At 59.9% G+C, this 17,488-nt stretch carries 14 protein-coding genes; 8 read left to right on the forward strand and 6 right to left on the reverse strand.

Going from position 1 to position 17,488, the window contains the following annotated elements:
• Positions 1-5 precede the first annotated feature (5 nt).
• Together garD and ACZZ0G_RS16230 are read left to right on the forward strand one after the other, a co-directional pair.
• Positions 6-1,559, forward strand: coding sequence for a galactarate dehydratase (gene garD / locus ACZZ0G_RS16225; RefSeq protein ID WP_236427649.1), 1,554 nt, complete (start codon positions 6-8; stop codon positions 1,557-1,559).
• A gap of 612 nt (positions 1,560-2,171) precedes the next feature.
• Entirely contained in the window at positions 2,172-3,113 is a 942-nt protein-coding gene (locus ACZZ0G_RS16230; protein WP_463397677.1) for an AEC family transporter, read from the forward strand.
• 117 nt (positions 3,114-3,230) lie between these two features.
• On the opposite strand, the gene ACZZ0G_RS16235 is transcribed toward ACZZ0G_RS16230, so the two are convergent.
• The 6 genes from ACZZ0G_RS16235 to gatC form a co-directional block, all read right to left on the reverse strand.
• Positions 3,231-3,611: a carboxymuconolactone decarboxylase family protein gene (locus ACZZ0G_RS16235; RefSeq protein ID WP_016984177.1), complete on the reverse strand. Its 381-nt coding sequence runs from the start codon at positions 3,609-3,611 to the stop codon at positions 3,231-3,233.
• Entirely contained in the window at positions 3,608-4,669 is a 1,062-nt protein-coding gene (locus tag ACZZ0G_RS16240) for a calcium/sodium antiporter (RefSeq protein ID WP_463556803.1), read from the reverse strand. The genes ACZZ0G_RS16235 and ACZZ0G_RS16240 overlap by 4 nt, the downstream gene beginning before the upstream one ends.
• 46 nt (positions 4,670-4,715) lie before the next feature.
• Positions 4,716-5,087 carry a septal ring lytic transglycosylase RlpA family protein gene (locus ACZZ0G_RS16245; protein ID WP_463556804.1) on the reverse strand — a complete coding sequence of 124 codons (372 nt, stop codon included), beginning with the start codon at positions 5,085-5,087 and terminating at the stop codon, positions 4,716-4,718.
• A 145-nt stretch (positions 5,088-5,232) separates the two neighbouring features.
• A complete protein-coding gene (gene gatB / locus ACZZ0G_RS16250) occupies positions 5,233-6,678 on the reverse strand; it encodes an Asp-tRNA(Asn)/Glu-tRNA(Gln) amidotransferase subunit GatB (RefSeq protein ID WP_201235380.1) in 1,446 nt (481 codons plus the stop codon).
• A gap of 10 nt (positions 6,679-6,688) precedes the next feature.
• Positions 6,689-8,140 (reverse strand): Asp-tRNA(Asn)/Glu-tRNA(Gln) amidotransferase subunit GatA, encoded by a 1,452-nt coding sequence (gene gatA / locus ACZZ0G_RS16255; RefSeq protein ID WP_463556805.1) that lies wholly within the window; start codon positions 8,138-8,140, stop codon positions 6,689-6,691.
• A 16-nt stretch (positions 8,141-8,156) separates the two neighbouring features.
• Positions 8,157-8,444 (reverse strand): Asp-tRNA(Asn)/Glu-tRNA(Gln) amidotransferase subunit GatC, encoded by a 288-nt coding sequence (gene gatC, locus ACZZ0G_RS16260; RefSeq protein ID WP_007915356.1) that lies wholly within the window; start codon positions 8,442-8,444, stop codon positions 8,157-8,159.
• Between the two features lie 211 nt (positions 8,445-8,655).
• On the opposite strand from gatC, the gene mreB reads away from it, so the two are divergent.
• The 6 genes from mreB to ACZZ0G_RS16290 all read left to right on the forward strand — a co-directional run bounded on the left by mreB (position 8,656) and on the right by ACZZ0G_RS16290 (position 17,485).
• Positions 8,656-9,693, forward strand: coding sequence for a rod shape-determining protein MreB (mreB, locus tag ACZZ0G_RS16265; protein WP_002555108.1), 1,038 nt, complete (start codon positions 8,656-8,658; stop codon positions 9,691-9,693).
• A 141-nt stretch (positions 9,694-9,834) separates the two neighbouring features.
• The gene (gene mreC / locus ACZZ0G_RS16270; protein ID WP_122597926.1) at positions 9,835-10,962 is read left to right on the forward strand and encodes a rod shape-determining protein MreC; all 1,128 of its coding nucleotides are present in this window, start codon (positions 9,835-9,837) and stop codon (positions 10,960-10,962) included.
• A complete protein-coding gene (mreD, locus tag ACZZ0G_RS16275) occupies positions 10,962-11,453 on the forward strand; it encodes a rod shape-determining protein MreD (RefSeq protein ID WP_122597927.1) in 492 nt (163 codons plus the stop codon). Before mreC ends, mreD begins: the two co-directional genes overlap by 1 nt.
• 37 nt (positions 11,454-11,490) lie before the next feature.
• Positions 11,491-12,087 (forward strand): Maf family protein, encoded by a 597-nt coding sequence (locus tag ACZZ0G_RS16280; protein WP_463556806.1) that lies wholly within the window; start codon positions 11,491-11,493, stop codon positions 12,085-12,087.
• 58 nt (positions 12,088-12,145) lie between these two features.
• Positions 12,146-13,603: a ribonuclease G gene (gene rng / locus ACZZ0G_RS16285; protein WP_034154470.1), complete on the forward strand. Its 1,458-nt coding sequence runs from the start codon at positions 12,146-12,148 to the stop codon at positions 13,601-13,603.
• A 75-nt stretch (positions 13,604-13,678) separates the two neighbouring features.
• A complete protein-coding gene (locus tag ACZZ0G_RS16290) occupies positions 13,679-17,485 on the forward strand; it encodes a YhdP family protein (protein ID WP_463556807.1) in 3,807 nt (1,268 codons plus the stop codon).
• Positions 17,486-17,488: the final 3 nt, after the last annotated feature.

The raw sequence follows: 17,488 nt of genomic DNA on the forward strand, positions 1-17,488 counted from the left end.
GCGTCATGCAGTTGATTGAACATTCCGACTCGCCGCGCCACATCCGCCTGCACGAGCGGGACAATGTGGTGGTAGTGGTCAACGACCAGGGCGCACCGGCCGGCACTGAATTTGCCGATGGCCTGGTGACGCTGGAATTTGTGCCGCAGAGCCACAAGGTCACCCTTGAAGACATTCCCGAGGGCGGTCAGGTGATTCGTTACGGTCAGGTGATTGGCTACGCGTTGCAGCCGATTCGCCGCGGCAGTTGGGTCAAGGAAGATCAACTGCGCATGCCGACCGCGCCGCCGCTGGACAGCTTGCCGCTGTCCACCGACGTACCGGACGCGCAGGCACCGCTGGAAGGTTTCACCTTCGAGGGCTATCGCAACGCTGACGGCACCGTCGGCACGCGCAATATTCTCGGCATCACCACCACGGTGCAGTGCGTCACCGGCGTGCTTGATCACGCGGTAAAACGCATCAAGGAAGAGCTGCTGCCGAAGTATCCGCACGTCGATGATGTGGTGGCGCTGACTCACAGTTACGGCTGCGGCGTGGCGATTACCGCTACCGACGCCTACATTCCGATTCGTACCGTGCGCAATCTGGCGCGCAACCCGAACCTGGGTGGCGAGGCGCTGGTGATCAGTCTGGGCTGCGAGAAATTGCAGGCCGGGCAGGTCATGCACGAAGACGATGCTTCTGTGGATCTCAGCGATCCGTGGCTGTATCGCTTGCAGGATTCCAGTCACGGTTTCACCGAGATGATCGAGCAGATCATGGAACTGGCTGAAGTCCGTCTGAAGAAACTCGACCAGCGTCGCCGCGAAACCGTGCCGGCATCCGAGCTGATCCTCGGCATGCAATGCGGTGGCAGCGATGCGTTCTCCGGCATCACCGCCAACCCGGCGCTGGGCTATGCCTCGGACTTGCTGCTGCGCGCCGGGGCGACGGTGATGTTTTCCGAAGTCACCGAAGTGCGCGATGCGATTTATCTGCTGACTTCGCGCGCCGAAACCAAGACCGTCGCTGAAGAGTTGGTGCGCGAGATGGACTGGTACGACCGTTACCTGGCCAAGGGCGAAGCGGATCGTAGCGCCAATACCACGCCGGGCAACAAGAAGGGCGGGCTGTCGAACATTGTCGAGAAGTCGCTGGGATCGATCGTCAAGTCCGGCAGCAGCGCGATCAACGGCGTGCTTGGTCCGGGCGAGCGTTTCAAGCAGAAGGGTTTGATTTTCTGCGCGACGCCGGCGAGTGATTTTGTTTGCGGAACGTTGCAGTTAGCGGCCGGGATGAACCTGCATGTGTTCACCACCGGGCGAGGCACGCCGTATGGTTTGGCGATGGCGCCGGTGGTGAAGGTTTCGACCCGTACGGAGTTGGCGCAGCGCTGGCCGGATCTGATCGATATCGACGCCGGGCGGATTGCCACCGGGCGCGCGACCATCGAGGAATTGGGCTGGGAGTTGTTTCACTACTATCTGGATGTTGCCAGCGGCAAACAGCAGACCTGGGCGGAGAAGCACAAGCTGCATAACGACATTACATTGTTCAACCCGGCGCCGATTACTTGATGGTTCGGGGGTGAGTCAAAAGCTACCCTCACCCCAGCCCTCTCCCATAGGGAGAGGGGGCCGATCCGGTAATATTTTGGAGGTACATCGACCTGAAAGTGCTTTGCCGAATCCATAATCGACTCGGTCTTGCAGGTCGATGTATGCCGCCAGACACCTCACCCTCACCCTCACCCTCACCCTCTCCCTCGGGGAGAGGGTGAGGGTGAGGGTGAGGGTGAGGGTGAGGGAGCGACCGAGTTGTCTGGCGCTGTACATCGACCTGAAATACCGAGTTGATATGGACTCGACAAGCAGTTCTGGATTCAGTGGTGCCCTTTCAGGTCGATGAGTTTCTATGATATCCCACGGTCAGTTCCCTCTCCCTCCGGGAGAGGGCTAGGGTGAGGGAGCGACCGAGTTGTCTGGCGCTGTACATCGACCTGAAATACCGAGTTGATTATGGACTCGACAAGCAGTTCTGGATTCAGTGGTGCCCTTTCAGGTCGGTGGATTTACTGAATATCCCCCGATCGGTCCCCTCTCCCTCCGGGAGAGGGTTAGGGTGAGGGGCTTTTCAAGCTTTTGGCTTATCATTAGCCCCCTAACGACGCTCACCCAAGGCTCCCCGGCATGCTGGCAATCTTCCTCGAAACCCTGAACATCACCGCGCCGGTGTTTGCCATGCTGTTTCTCGGTGTGCTGCTCAAGCGCATCGACTGGATCAACGACAACTTCATCCACACCGCCTCGTCGCTGGTGTTCAACGTCACCATGCCGGCGCTGCTGTTCCTCGGCATTCTGCATGCCGATCTGCACGCCGCGCTGCAACCATCTCTGCTGATCTACTTCTCCCTCGCCACGCTGGTGAGCTTCGCCGTGGCCTGGGGCTGGGCGATTTTCAAATGTCCGCGTGAAGATCGCGGCATCTACACCCAAGGCGCGTTTCGTGGCAACAACGGTGTGATCGGTCTGGCACTGGCCGCGAGCATGTACGGCGACTACGGGATTTCCCTCGGGGCGATTCTCGCGGCGCTGGTCATCCTGTTCTACAACACGTTATCGACCATCGTGCTGGCGGTATACAGCCCGGTGATCAAGTCCGATCCGTGGAGCATCTGCAAAAGCGTGTTCAGCAATCCGCTGATCATCAGCGTGATAGCGGCGGCGCCATTTGCCTATTTCAAGATTGGTTTGCCGGGGTGGCTGGAGACGTCCGGGCAATATCTGGCGCAGACCACCTTGCCACTGGCGCTGATCTGTATTGGCGGAACCTTGTCGCTGGCGGCGTTGCGCAAGAGTGGCAACATGGCGCTCAGCTCCAGTCTGGTGAAGATGGTCGGTCTGCCAGTGCTGGCGACGTTGGGAGCGTGGCTGTGGGGATTTCGCGGGGCGGAGCTCGGGATTCTGTTTCTGTATTTCGGCAGCCCGACGGCGGCGGCGAGTTTCGTCATGGCGCGGGCGGCGCAGGGCAATCATGAGCTGGCAGCGGCGATTATCGTGATGACTACGTTGATGGCGGCGATTACCACCAATGTCGGGATTTTTGTTTTGCAGTGGGGTGGGTGGATCTAGCATTGAGAGTTGCGGTGTTGCTTAGGGCCTCTTCGCGAGCAGGCTCGCTCCCACATTTGAAATGCAATCCAATGTGGGATTGAGCCTGCTCGCGAAAGCTATTTCAGCAGCACTGAATCACTCTGGCTTTTGGTAGGTGTCGATCACTTCCTGCGCCGCGCGAAACGCATCAATTGCTGCCGGCACGCCGGCATACACCGCGCAATGCAGCAACGCCTCGCGAATCTCGTCCACCGTACAGCCATTGTTCAGCGCACCACGCACATGGCCCTTCAGCTCTTGCGGGCACTTCAACGCCGTCAGTGCGGCGAGGGTAATCAAACTGCGGGTTTTCAATGGCAGACCTTCGCGATTCCACACACCACCCCAGGCATGTTCATTGACGAAATCCTGCAATGGCTGAGTGAATTCGGTGGCGTTGCCCAAGGCGCGATCAACAAACGCATCACCCATTACCTGGCGACGGACTTCAACCCCGGACTTCTTCGATTCGGTCATGGCATATCACTCTTGTGGTGTTGGCGGCGCCAGGCGCGGATCGACGTGAACAGCAGAAACGTCAACAGCGTCGGCAAGACATAAAACAGCATCAACCGCTCAAGCTTGCCGGCCAGCGGCATGCCGGTGGTGAATGACACCACGTGCAACCCGTACGCCAGGTACAAACCGAGCAGCAACAAACCTTCGGCGCGCGTTACCCGATAGCCGGAATAGAACACCGGCAGGCACAACGCGGCGACGCCGAGCATCACCGGCAGGTCGAAATCCAGTGCGTTCGGCGACACCGACAGCGGTGTCGGCGCGATCAGTGCAGTCAGGCCGAGTACCCCGAGCAGATTGAACAGGTTGGCACCGATCACGTTGCCCACGGCGATATCCCGTTGCCCGCGCAGTGCGGCGATCAGCGAGGTCGCCAGTTCCGGCAGCGACGTGCCGACGGCCACTACGGTCAGGCCGATCACCCGTTCGGAGAATCCAAGGTCAGTGGCCACCACTACAGCGGCTCCCAGCAGCAAATGCCCGGCAAACACCAACATCGTCAGACCGATGGCAATCATCAGCAGGCTGCTGAACCACGAGGCTTGTGTCGTTTCAGCTTGTTCCGAATGCGGTCGCGCCGAGCGCTTTGACTGGCGAAACAGTAAACCGAGATACAACGCCAATGCCGCCAGCAGCAGGATGCCGTCGAAACGACCGAGCTCTTCGTTCCACGCCAATACGAACACCAGCAGACTGGCGCCGATCATCAGTGGAATATCGAGTCGCACCAGTTGCCGCGAGACGCGCAGAGGAATGATCAGTGCTGACAAGCCGAGGGTGACGAGGATATTGAAAATGCTGCTGCCGACCACGCTGCCGACTGCGATGTCCGGGTTGTGCGCCAGCGCGGCTTGCAGGCTGACCGCCATTTGCGGCGCACTGCTGCCGAGGGCGACGATGGTCAGGCCGATGATCAGCGGCCGCACATGCAGACGCGCGGCCAGACGCACCGCCGCACGCACCATCAGTTCGGCGCCGAAGATCAGCAGGCACAAGCCGGCGAGCAGTTCGATCACGCTGATCAGGGGTAAATCGGCTAATCCGAAAATGGTCAGCGCTCCATCAGTCGAGGGCCTGCACGCGAACCCGTGCGGTGCCGCTGCGCAGCATGCCGAGCTGTTCGGCGGCCTCGCGGGACACGTCGATCAGGCGTCCACGGGTATGCGGGCCACGGTCATTGATGCGGACCACGACGGATTCATCGTTTTTCAGGTTGGTGACCTTCACCCGTGTGCCGAAGGGTAGTTGGCGGTGGGCGGCGGTCAGGGAATTCTGGTTGAACGGCTCGCCACTGGCGGTGCGTTTACCGTGGTGCTTGGCACCGTAATAGGAGGCGACGCCGGTCTGGTCATAACCGTGCGGGTCGATGATGTCGTTGCTGGCGCAACCGGCCAGTAAAGAGAGCAGGGCGCAGGCGCCGAGCAGACGTTTCATTCGAATACTCCAAAGTGATCGTTCCCACGCTCCAGCGTGGGAATGCATCCCGTGACGCTCTGCGTCACACCGCAATGGACGCGGAGCGTCCGGGGCGGCATTCCCACGCAGAGCGTGGGAACGATCCCCGGGCGCGGGGCTAGAATCAGCCTTCGAGCTTGCTTTTCAGCAGTTCGTTCACTTGCTGCGGGTTGGCTTTGCCTTTCGACGCTTTCATCGCCTGACCGACAAAGAAGCCGAACATCTTGCCGCGTTTGGCTTCATCCGCCGCACGGTATTGTTCAACTTGCTCGGCGTTGGCCGCGAGCATTTCGTCCAGCACCGCCGAGATTGCGCCGCTGTCGGTTACTTGCTTCAGGCCGCGTTTTTCGATGATCTCGTCCGCGCTGCCTTCGCCGTTGGCCATCGCTTCGAACACCACTTTGGCGATTTTGCCGGAGATGGTGTTGTCCTTGATGCGCTGCAGCATGCCGCCCAACAGTTCAGCCGAAACCGGCGACTCGTCGATGTCCAGGCCTTGCTTGTTGAGCAGGCTGCCCAACTCGACCATCACCCAGTTCGCCGCCAGTTTGGCGTCGCCGCCGATGGCTGCGACTTTCTCGAAGTAGTCGGCTTGCTCACGGCTGGTGGCCAGCACGTTGGCGTCGTAGGCCGACAGACCGAACTGGCTCTGGAAGCGCTCGCGTTTTTGCGGTGGCAGTTCCGGCAGGGTGGCACGCACCTCGCCGAGGAACGACTCTTCGATGATCACCGGCAGCAGATCCGGATCGGGGAAGTAACGGTAGTCGTTGGCTTCCTCTTTCGAACGCATCGGACGGGTCTCGTCCTTGTTCGGATCGTACAGACGGGTCTGCTGGATCACTTTGCCGCCGTCTTCGATCAGCTCGATCTGCCGCTGGATCTCGGAGTTGATCGCCTTCTCGATGAAACGGAACGAGTTGACGTTCTTGATCTCGCAGCGCGTGCCGAACTCGACCTGGCCTTTCGGACGGATCGACACGTTGCAGTCGCAACGCAGCGAACCTTCGGCCATGTTGCCGTCGCAGATGCCGAGGTAACGCACCAGCGCGTGGATTGCCTTGACGTAAGCCACGGCTTCCTTGGCGCTGCGCATGTCCGGCTCGGAAACTATTTCCAGCAGCGGCGTGCCGGCACGGTTCAGGTCGATGCCGGTGGCACCGTTGAATTCTTCGTGCAGGCTCTTGCCGGCGTCTTCTTCCAGGTGCGCGCGGGTGATGCCGACACGTTTGACAGTGCCGTCTTCCAGGGCGATGTCCAGGTGGCCCTTGCCGACGATCGGCAATTCCATCTGGCTGATCTGGTAACCCTTCGGCAGATCCGGGTAGAAATAGTTTTTGCGGGCGAACACGTTGTGCTGACCGATCTCGGCGTCAATCGCCAGACCGAACATCACCGCCATACGCACCGCTTCCTGGTTCAGCACCGGCAGAACGCCGGGCATGCCCAGGTCGATCAGGCTGGCCTGGGTGTTCGGCTCGGAACCGAACGTGGTGGAACTACCGGAAAAGATTTTCGACCGGGTAGTGAGCTGAGTGTGAATCTCCAGCCCGATCACGACTTCCCATTGCATGTGTGTCTCCTCAGAAGCCGGTTGGGGTGCGGGTGTGCCAGTCAGTGTTGAGCTGATACTGGTGGGCAACGTTCAACAGGCGACCTTCCTGGAAATACGGCGCAAGCAACTGCACGCCAACCGGTAGACCGTCGACAAAACCGGCCGGCATCGACAGGCCCGGCAGGCCGGCGAGGTTGGCGGTGATGGTATAGACGTCTTCCAGATAGGCAGCAACCGGGTCGCTGTTCTTCGCGCCAAGCTTCCAGGCCGGGTTCGGCGTGGTTGGGCCGAGGATGATGTCGACTTCATTAAAAGCAGCCATGAAATCGTTCTTCACCAGGCGACGGATCTTCTGCGCTTTCAGGTAGTAGGCGTCGTAGTAACCGGCGGACAGCGCGTAGGCACCGACCATGATCCGGCGCTGGACTTCCGGGCCGAAGCCTTCGCCACGGGAGCGCTTGTACAGGTCGATCAGGTCTTTCGGGTGCTCGCAGCGATGACCGAAACGCACGCCGTCGAAACGCGACAGGTTGGAAGAGGCTTCTGCCGGGGCGATCACGTAGTACGCAGGAATCGCGTGCTGCATGTTTGGCAGGCTGATTTCCTTGATCACGGCACCGAGCTTCTGCAGCTCTTTAATGCTGTTCTGGATCAGCTCGGCGATGCGCGGGTCGAGACCGGCGCTGAAGTATTCCTTCGGCACGCCAATGCGCAGGCCTTGCAGCGAATCGCCAAGGCTGGCGGAGTAATCCGGCACCGGCTCATCGATGCTGGTCGAGTCGTTCTGATCGAAGCCGGCCATACCTTGCAACAAAATTGCGCAGTCTTCGGCAGTACGTGCCAACGGGCCGCCCTGATCGAGGCTGGAGGCGTAAGCGATCATGCCCCAGCGCGAAACGCGACCATAGGTCGGCTTCAGGCCGGTGAGGTTGGTGAATGCCGCCGGCTGACGAATCGAACCACCGGTGTCGGTGGCCGTCGCCGCTGGCAACAGACGAGCGGCAACCGCCGCCGCCGAGCCACCCGACGAACCGCCCGGTACGTGTTCCAGGTTCCACGGGTTTTTCACCGCGCCGTACCAGCTCGACTCGTTGGCCGAACCCATGGCGAATTCGTCCATGTTGGTCTTGCCCAGGGTCACGGCGCCGGCAGCAGCCAGCTTCGCGACCACGGTGGCGTCGTACGGGGCTTTGAAGTTGTCGAGCATCTTCGAGCCGCAGCTGGTGCGAATGCCCTGAGTGCAGAACAAGTCTTTGTGAGCGATCGGCGCACCGAGCAGGGCGCCGCTCTCACCGTTGGCGCGGCGGGCATCGGCGGCTTTCGCCTGCTCGAGGGCCAGCTCTTCGGTGAGGCTGATGAAACTGTTGAGCTGCGGATCGAGCTGGGTAATACGCGCCAGCAGGACTTTGGTCAGCTCTTCGGAGGAAAACTTTTTATCGGCGAGACCGCGGGCGATCTCGGCCAGAGTCATTTGATGCATTGCAGGCTCTTTCCCTTTAGTCGATGACTTTCGGAACCAGATACAGGCCGTTTTCGACCGCTGGTGCGATGGACTGGTAGGCCTCGCGGTGATTGCTCTCGGTCACGACGTCGGCGCGCAGGCGCTGACTGGCTTCCAGCGGGTGGGCCAGAGGCTCGATTCCGTCGGTATTAACAGCCTGCATTTCGTCGACCAGACCGAGAATGCTGTTGAGAGCGGAAGTAATGTGTGGAAGATCGGCATCATTGAGGCCAAGGCAGGCCAGATGAGCGATTTTTTCCACGTCGGAGCGTTCTAGCGCCATCGGGATTCTCCTGTGGAAAACAGAACGGACGGCGTCCGTGTGTTAGATTGTCGGAACACTACCGCACTTCTACGGTCATAAGGCCGCGATTGTGGGGCTTGGTGCACAGAAAAGCGGCCAATTTAACATATTGGCGCCTTGCCCAAAATCCCTGTCGTTGTTAGAGTTTGCCGCACTTTTTTACCCACGCGTTGCCTAGGGTCCCTTTCCCATGTTCAAGAAACTGCGTGGCATGTTTTCCAGCGATCTTTCCATTGACCTGGGCACTGCCAACACCCTTATTTACGTGCGCGAGCGCGGTATCGTCCTGAATGAGCCATCGGTTGTGGCCATTCGGACACACGGTAACCAGAAAAGTGTCGTCGCTGTCGGCACCGAAGCCAAGCGCATGCTCGGCCGTACGCCGGGCAACATTGCTGCCATTCGTCCGATGAAGGACGGCGTGATCGCCGACTTCAGTGTCTGCGAAAAGATGCTGCAATACTTTATTAACAAGGTTCACGAAAACAGCTTTCTGCAGCCTAGCCCTCGTGTGCTGATCTGCGTTCCATGCAAATCCACTCAGGTTGAGCGTCGTGCCATCCGTGAATCGGCCCTTGGTGCCGGTGCCCGTGAAGTGTTCCTGATCGAAGAGCCAATGGCTGCTGCGATCGGTGCCGGCCTGCCGGTAGAAGAAGCGCGCGGCTCGATGGTCGTGGATATCGGTGGTGGTACCACTGAAATCGCGCTGATCTCCCTGAACGGTGTGGTCTATGCCGAATCCGTGCGCGTTGGCGGCGACCGCTTCGACGAAGCGATCATCACTTACGTGCGTCGTAACTACGGCAGCCTGATCGGTGAATCCACCGCTGAGCGCATCAAGCAGGAAATCGGTACGGCCTACCCGGGTGGCGAAGTTCGCGAAGTCGACGTTCGCGGTCGCAACCTGGCCGAAGGCGTTCCACGTGCATTCACCCTGAACTCCAACGAAGTCCTGGAAGCTCTGCAAGAGTCTCTGGCCACTATCGTTCAGGCTGTGAAAAGCGCACTGGAGCAATCGCCGCCGGAACTGGCTTCCGACATCGCCGAGCGTGGCCTGGTGCTGACCGGTGGTGGCGCGCTGCTGCGTGACCTCGACAAGTTGCTGGCCCAGGAAACCGGTCTGCCAGTGATCGTTGCCGAAGATCCGCTGACCTGTGTTGCTCGCGGCGGTGGCCGTGCATTGGAAATGATGGATAAGCACACCATGGACCTGCTCTCCAGCGAATAAGTCGCCGGGTGCAATACGTGGGTGAGCGCGCAGGCAGCACTTTGCAGTGCTGCCTGTTGGCGTTTATCTTCTGTCAGTCTTCATCCAGGCCGGTTTGATGCCGTATGAATAAACAGAACATTTGCCTGGGAGGAGCGGCTTATTAAACCGCTTTTCGCCAAAGGCCCTTCGTTGGGTGTGCGCCTGTTGGTGCTGGCCGTGCTGTCGGTCGCGCTGATGGTGGTCGATGCCCGCTTCGACCTGCTCAAACCCGCGCGCAAACAAGCGTCGCTGGTGCTGATGGACGCCTACTGGATCACCGACCTGCCCGGACGGCTGTGGGAAGGTATTGCCAGCCAGTTCGGCAGTCGCACCGAACTTGTCGCCGAAAACGAAAAACTCAAAACCGAAAACCTGCTGTATCAGGGTCGCATGCAAAAGCTTGCCGCACTGACCGAGCAGAACGTTCGGCTGCGCGAGTTGCTCAATTCCTCTGCGCTGGTCAATGAAAAGGTCGAAGTGGCCGAGTTGATCGGCATGGACCCCAACCCCTTTACCCATCGCATCATCATCAATAAAGGTGAGCGCGACGGTGTGGTGCTGGGGCAGCCGGTGCTCGATGCGCGCGGTCTGATGGGGCAAGTGGTCGAGTTGATGCCTTACACCTCCCGTGTATTGTTGTTGACCGACACCACTCACAGCATTCCTGTACAGGTGAACCGCAACGGTCTGCGGGCGATTGCCAGCGGCACCGGTAACCCGGAGCGTCTGGAGTTGCGTCACGTTGCCGATACGGCCGATATCAAAGAAGGCGATCTGCTGGTCAGCTCCGGTCTTGGCCAGCGCTTCCCGGCCGGTTATCCGGTGGCCACGGTCAAGGAAGTGATCCACGATTCCGGCCAGCCGTTCGCAATCGTTCGAGCGGTACCGACTGCTGCGCTCAATCGTAGCCGCTACCTGTTGCTGGTGTTCAGTGACAGTCGCACCGCCGAAGAGCGCGCCAACGATGCGGCGATAGCTCAGGAACATCTCGACGCACATGGCGGCGGCCCGATGCAGCCGGTCAACGTTTCGCGACCGCTGGTCATGCCGGCGCCGGCTGCAACGCCAGCTGCCGAGCAGGCACCTGCCGCTGCAGTGCCCGCCGCGACGCCGGTCAAACCGGGGGCGAGCAAGCCGCCTGCAACTGCTCCGGCGGCGACCAAGCCTCCGGCCTCTGCACCAGCCACCGGCAAACCACCCGCCAAGCCGCCAGCTACGGCGCCGGCCACAACCGGGAGACAAGAATAATGGTCGGGGCTACCGCATCGCGGAACGGCTGGATCGTCTGGCTGACCTTCATCGTCGGCTTGTTGCTCAGCGTGTCACCATTGCCGCAATTCATGGAAATCCTGCGTCCACTGTGGCTCGCCTTGTTGCTCACATTCTGGGCTTTGTACATGCCGCACACCGTCGGCATGGTCACGGCGTTCTGCCTGGGGCTGGCCGAGGACGTGCTCAAAGGTGATCTGTTCGGGCAGAACGCGCTGATCCTCACGTTGATCACGTTCCTCGTCCTGTCATTGCAACAGCGCCTGCGCATGTTTCCAATGTGGCAGCAGTGCCTGGTAATCCTGGTGATCTTCGGCCTCGCGCAACTCGCGCAGCTATGGCTCAGTGCCTTGACTGGCAACCGTCAGCCCACGCTGGCGTTGGTCCTGCCGGCACTGGTCAGCGCCTTGCTCTGGCCCTGGATCAGTTTCGCCCTACGCGGATTGCGCCGACGCTACAAAATCAATTGAGCCGGTGAAGCTGGGCACTGAACAGGGAGATGTTTTGATGAAGCCGCTTTACCTCGCCTCCGGATCGCCGCGTCGCCGTGAATTGCTCACGCAGATCGGCATTCCGTTCTCCGCCATCAGTGCGGATATCGACGAAACCCCATTACCCGAAGAATCGCCCTCGGCTTATGTCGAACGGCTGGCGCGTGGCAAAGCCGAGGCCGGGCGTCGCACGCTCGTGTCCGCGCAGCCATTCTGCGTGCTGGGTGCCGACACCGCTGTGGTGCTGGACGGCAAAATTCTTGGCAAACCGGTGGACGAAGCCGACGCATGCGCCATGCTGATGATGTTGTCCGGCAAGGAGCATGAAGTGCTGACCGCCATCGCCGTGCTCGAAGGCGAGCGCTGCGAGTCGCGGGTGGTGCGCAGTCTGGTGCGGTTCCGGCCGATCAGCGCGGATGAGGCTGCTGCCTACTGGGCCAGCGGCGAACCGCGGGACAAGGCCGGCGGCTATGGCATTCAGGGGCTCGGCGCGGTGTTTGTCGCCGGGCTCAATGGCAGCTATTCGGCGGTGGTCGGGTTACCCGTTTGCGAAACCGCAGAACTGTTAGGCCATTTCGGCATACCCTGTTGGCAAAACCTGAACGCGCAATAAGCGTCGTACGAATCCAGATGCGGCCATTATCGTGAACACGCCTGAACGAGATCCTGCCATGAGTGAAGAGATTCTGATCAACATCACGCCGATGGAGTCGCGCGTGGCGGTGGTCGAAAACGGTGTGCTGCAAGAAGTCCACGTCGAGCGCACACAAAAACGCGGGATCGTCGGCAACATCTATAAAGGCAAGATCGTCCGTGTGCTGCCGGGTATGCAGGCGGCATTCGTCGACATCGGTCTGGATCGCGCGGCATTCATTCACGCTGCCGAAATTTCGCTGCGCGAAGGCCCGGCGGTCGAAAGTATCAGCGCGCTGGTGCACGAAGGCCAAAGCCTGGTGGTGCAAGTCACCAAGGATCCGATCGGTTCCAAAGGCGCGCGCCTGACTACGCAATTGTCGATTCCGTCGCGCTATCTGGTCTATATGCCGCGTACTGCCCACGTTGGCATCTCGCTGAAAATCGAAGACGAAGCCGAGCGCGAACGCCTCAAGCAGGTGGTCAGCGATTGCGTGGCCAAAGAAGGCATCAAGGAGGCGGGCGGTTTCATTCTGCGCACCGCCGCCGAGGGTGCCGGCGCCGACGAGATCCTCATGGACATCCGTTACCTGCGTCGTCTGTGGGATCAGATCAACGAACAGATCAAAACCATCTCCGCGCCGAGCGTGATCTACGAAGACCTTGGTCTGGCGCTGCGCACGCTGCGTGATCTGGTCAACCCGAAGATCGAGAAGATTCGTATCGATTCCCGGGAAACGTTCCAGAAAACCACGCAGTTCGTCGCCGAACTGATGCCGGAAATCGCCGATCGTCTGGAGCACTATCCAGGTGAACGGCCGATTTTCGACCTGTATGGCGTCGAAGACGAAATCCAGAAAGCCCTCGAACGCAAGGTGCCGCTGAAATCCGGTGGCTATCTGGTGGTGGATCCGGCGGAAGCCATGACCACCATCGATGTGAACACCGGGGCTTTCGTCGGTCATCGTAACCTCGAAGAAACCATCTTCAAGACCAACCTCGAAGCGGCCACGGCGATTGCCCGGCAAATGCGCCTGCGCAATCTGGGCGGGATCATCATCATCGACTTCATCGACATGGAAGATGAGGAGCATCAGCGCCAAGTGCTGCGCACCCTGGAAAAACAGCTGGAGCGCGATCACGCCAAAACCAACATCATCGGCATCACCGAGTTGGGTCTGGTGCAGATGACTCGCAAGCGTACCCGGGAAAGTCTGGAGCAAGTGCTATGCGAACCGTGCAGCAGTTGCCAGGGACGCGGCAAACTGAAAACCGCGGAAACCATCTGTTACGAGATCTTCCGTGAGATCCTGCGTGAAGCCCGGGCCTATCAGGCCGAGGGTTATCGGGTGCTGGCGAACCAGAAAGTGGTGGACCGCTTGCTCGACGAAGAATCCGGTAACGTCGCCGAGCTTGAAGGGTTTATCGGTCGCACCATACGCTTCCAGGTGGAAACCATGTATTCCCAGGAACAATATGACGTGGTGTTGCTCTGATCCCCTGCGTCACCTTTATTCCACCGCGGCTGGCCTCAGCTTTTCGCAGTATTTTTGCCATGGGAGCCGACTGACATGGAGCGTCTGACACGCATTTTGGCCGCAATCACCCGCTGGGGGCTGGGCCTGTGCGCGTTGGTTTTGGTATTGATGGCGTTGTACGTCAGTCTCGGCCGCGAACTGACGCCGTTGGTGGCCGAATATCGCGCCGACATTGAAGACAAGGCCAGTGCCGACCTTGGCATGCCCCTGCAGATCGGTGAACTGGAGGGCAACTGGAGCGGTTTTGCGCCGATTCTGTTGGCTCATGATGTGATGGTCGGTGACGGCGCGAATGCGCTGCGTCTCGACCGGGTGCGCGCGGTACCGGATCTTTGGGCCAGCCTGTTGGCGCGCGAAGTCCGAATTGCGCATCTTGAACTCAATGGTCTGAAAATCAGCCTCAAGGAAGCCGAAGACGGCAGTTGGGCGCTGGAAGGTCTGCCAGTACAGAACGATCAGCCACTCGATCCGCAGCAACTGTTCAATCGTTCACTGATGATTCAGCAACTGTCGGTACTCGACAGTCAGGTGACCTTGCAGCCTCAGGATCACGCGCCGCTGACCCTCACCTATGTCGGCCTCAATCTGAAAACCGGCGCGAGCCGTCAGCGGCTCGATGCGCGTTTGACCTTGCCGGATGGCCAGCCCGTTGCACTGAGCCTGCGCACGCGGATCCGTCCCGAGCAATGGCAGGACAGTGTGGTGGACGGTTACGCCAGCCTGCCGCAAAGCGACTGGTCGAAGTGGTTGCCGGAACGCCTGACCCAGCAGTGGAATTTTTCCGAGATCAAGGCCGGCGGCGAGCTTTGGGTCAATTGGGCCAAAGGCACGCTGCAAAGTGCTACGATCCGTTTGAATGCGCCGCAACTGATCGGCGCCTATGCCGATCGCAAGCCGATCCAGATCAACAATCTGGCGCTCAACGCGTATTACGCGAACAGCGCCGAGGGCGCGACCCTCACCCTCGATTCACTGGCGATGAATTTCGGCGAAAATCGTTGGGAATCGCATGTACAACTGAAGCAGACCCGGGCGACCGACAAGGTGGAAGAGGTCTGGCACTTGCAGGCGGATCGTCTCGATCTGACCCCGATCACTCCACTGCTGAACGCCTTGGGGCCGCTGCCGCAAGGTTTCGCCACGGCCGTCGATCACCTGAAGGTCACCGGTGGCCTGCGTAACGTACTGCTGGATTTCCGCCCCAACGCCACCGACGGCAACAAATTCAGTTTCGCCACCAATCTGGACAATGTCGGTTTCGACGCTTATCACGGCGCACCGGCGGCTCGAAACGTCAGCGGCAGCCTCAGCGGTAACCTCGACGGTGGCGAGCTGCGCATGGACAGCAAGGACTTTGTCCTGCACCTCGATCCGATTTTCGCCAAGCCATGGCAGTACATTCAGGCCAATGCGCGGCTGACCTGGAAGCTCGACAAAGACGGTTTCACCCTGATCGCTCCTTACCTGAAGGTGCTGGGCGAAGAGGGCAAGATTGCCGGCGACTTTCTGATTCGCCTGCATTTCGATCATAGCCAGGAAGACTACATGGACCTGCGGGTCGGTCTGGTCGATGGCGATGGCCGCTATACGGCCAAGTACCTGCCCGAGGTGCTCAGTCCGGCGCTCGACGAGTGGCTGCGCACGGCAATTCTCAAGGGCGCGGTCGATCAGGGCTTCTTCCAGTATCAAGGTTCGCTGAACAAGAATGCCGGTGAGGCTGATCGCAGCATCAGCCTGTTCTTCAAAGTGCACGACGCAGAGTTGGCGTTCCAGCCGGGTTGGCCGCACGTGACCAAGGTCAGTGGTGACGTCTTCATCGAGGACAGTGGTGTGCGGATCTGGGCCAGCAAGGGCCAGTTGCTCGACACGCAGGTCAGCGATGTCTTCGTCAATATTCCCCACGTGCCGGCCGGGCAACACACGCACATGTATCTCGATGGCGGCTTTGCCGGCGGTCTGGGTGATGGCCTGAAAATCCTGCAGGACGCACCGATCGGTACCGGTGAGACCTTTGCCGGTTGGGAAGGGGCGGGGGATCTGCAAGGCAAGCTCAAGCTCGATATCCCGTTGGACAAGGGTGGCGACCAGCCGAAAATCCTCGTCGATTTCAAAACCGCCAATGCCCGCCTGAAACTGGCTGAGCCTAAGCTGGAGCTGACTCAGCTCAAAGGCGATTTCCGTTTTGACAGCGCCAAAGGACTCAGCGGGCAGAACATCGCCGCGCGCGCATTCGACAAGCCGGTGACTGCGCAGATCTTCGCCGATGGTAGCCCCGGCAAACTGAAGACCCGCGTCGCGGCGTCCGGGCAGGTCGAAGTGAAGAAACTCACCGACTGGCTGGGCGTGACGCAACCATTGCCAGTGTCAGGGACGATTCCGTATCAGCTGCAATTGAATCTGGACGGCATCGACAGTCAGTTGATGGTCAGTTCCAATCTCAAAGGCGTTGCAGTGGATCTGCCAGCACCGTTCGGCATGGCGGCGGATGTCGGGCGCGATACCGTGTTCCGCATGACCTTGCAGGGGCAGGAACGGCGTTATTGGGTCAATTACGATCAACTGGCCAATTTCACCTTTGCGGCACCGCCGAGCAATTTTGCCGAGGGCCGTGGCGAGTTGTTCCTCGGTGTCGGCGAAGCGGTGCTGCCGGGCGCCAAAGGCTTGCGGATTCGCGGGGTGCTTTCGGAACTGGACGTCGCGCCGTGGCAGGATCTGGTTAACAAGTACGCAGGGCAAGATCCGGGGGGCAGCGCCAAGCAACTGCTCAACAGTGCTGATTTCAAGGTCGGCAAGCTCACGGCATTCGGAACCACGCTGGATCAGGCGTCGGTTCAGGTCAATCGCAAGCCGGGCGCGTGGAATCTGTCCCTCGACAGCCAGCAGGCCAAAGGCTCGGCGAGCCTGCCGGACGCCAAAGGCGTGCCGATTGCGGTCAATCTGCAATATGTGAAACTGCCGGCGCCAGACCCGACGGTGCAGGCTGACGAGAATTCGCCAGACCCGTTGGTGTCGGTTGATCCGACGAAGATTCCGGCGCTGGATATCACCATCAATCAACTGTTTTTGGGGCCGGATCTGGTCGGTGGCTGGTCGCTGAAGGTGCGACCGACCGCCAAAGGCATTGCGCTGAATAACCTCGACATGGGGCTCAAGGGCATCCTGTTGCAGGGCAATGGCGGTTGGGAGGGTACACCGGGGGCAACCAACAGTTGGTTCAAAGGCCGGATTGGCGGCAAGAACCTTGCCGATGTCCTCAAGGGCTGGGGCTTTGCACCGAGCGTGACCAGCGAAGAATTTCATATGGACGTCGATGGCCGCTGGCCAGGCTCACCGGCATGGCTGGCGACCAAGCGTTTCTCCGGCACGCTCGATGCGTCGCTGAACAAAGGTCAGTTTGTTGAAGTGGAGGGCGGTGCGCAGGCGTTGCGGGTGTTTGGCCTGCTCAACTTCAACTCCATCGGCCGCCGTTTGCGTCTGGATTTCTCTGATCTGTTCGGCAAAGGCTTGAGTTATGACCGGGTCAAAGGTTTGCTGGTCGCGACCAACGGTGTCTACGTGACCCGCGAACCGATCCGTCTGACCGGTCCTTCGAGCAACCTTGAGCTGGACGGTACGCTGGATCTGGTCGGCGACAAGGTCGATGCCAAGTTGCTGGTGACGTTGCCCGTGACCAACAACCTGCCGATCGCTGCGCTGATCGTCGGCGCTCCGGCAGTTGGCGGTGCCTTGTTTCTCATCGACAAGCTGATCGGTGACCGCGTGGCGCGCTTTGCCAGTGTGAAGTACACCGTCAAAGGCCCATGGAAAGAGCCGAAAATCACCTTCGACAAGCCTTTTTGAACA

The sequence above is a fragment of the Pseudomonas sp. AC169 genome (assembly GCF_979258515.1).

What these genes read in the sequence shown, in the direction of transcription:
- garD (WP_236427649.1), top strand. Translation starts at nt 6, where the DNA reads ATGCAGTTGATTGAACATTCCGACTCGCCGCGCCACATCCGCCTGCAC.
- ACZZ0G_RS16230 (WP_463397677.1), top strand. Translation starts at nt 2,172, where the DNA reads ATGCTGGCAATCTTCCTCGAAACCCTGAACATCACCGCGCCGGTGTTT.
- ACZZ0G_RS16235 (WP_016984177.1), bottom strand. Translation starts at nt 3,611, where the DNA reads ATGACCGAATCGAAGAAGTCCGGGGTTGAAGTCCGTCGCCAGGTAATG.
- ACZZ0G_RS16245 (WP_463556804.1), bottom strand. Translation starts at nt 5,087, where the DNA reads ATGAAACGTCTGCTCGGCGCCTGCGCCCTGCTCTCTTTACTGGCCGGT.
- gatB (WP_201235380.1), bottom strand. Translation starts at nt 6,678, where the DNA reads ATGCAATGGGAAGTCGTGATCGGGCTGGAGATTCACACTCAGCTCACT.
- gatA (WP_463556805.1), bottom strand. Translation starts at nt 8,140, where the DNA reads ATGCATCAAATGACTCTGGCCGAGATCGCCCGCGGTCTCGCCGATAAA.
- gatC (WP_007915356.1), bottom strand. Translation starts at nt 8,444, where the DNA reads ATGGCGCTAGAACGCTCCGACGTGGAAAAAATCGCTCATCTGGCCTGC.
- mreB (WP_002555108.1), top strand. Translation starts at nt 8,656, where the DNA reads ATGTTCAAGAAACTGCGTGGCATGTTTTCCAGCGATCTTTCCATTGAC.
- mreD (WP_122597927.1), top strand. Translation starts at nt 10,962, where the DNA reads ATGGTCGGGGCTACCGCATCGCGGAACGGCTGGATCGTCTGGCTGACC.
- ACZZ0G_RS16280 (WP_463556806.1), top strand. Translation starts at nt 11,491, where the DNA reads ATGAAGCCGCTTTACCTCGCCTCCGGATCGCCGCGTCGCCGTGAATTG.
- rng (WP_034154470.1), top strand. Translation starts at nt 12,146, where the DNA reads ATGAGTGAAGAGATTCTGATCAACATCACGCCGATGGAGTCGCGCGTG.
- ACZZ0G_RS16290 (WP_463556807.1), top strand. Translation starts at nt 13,679, where the DNA reads ATGGAGCGTCTGACACGCATTTTGGCCGCAATCACCCGCTGGGGGCTG.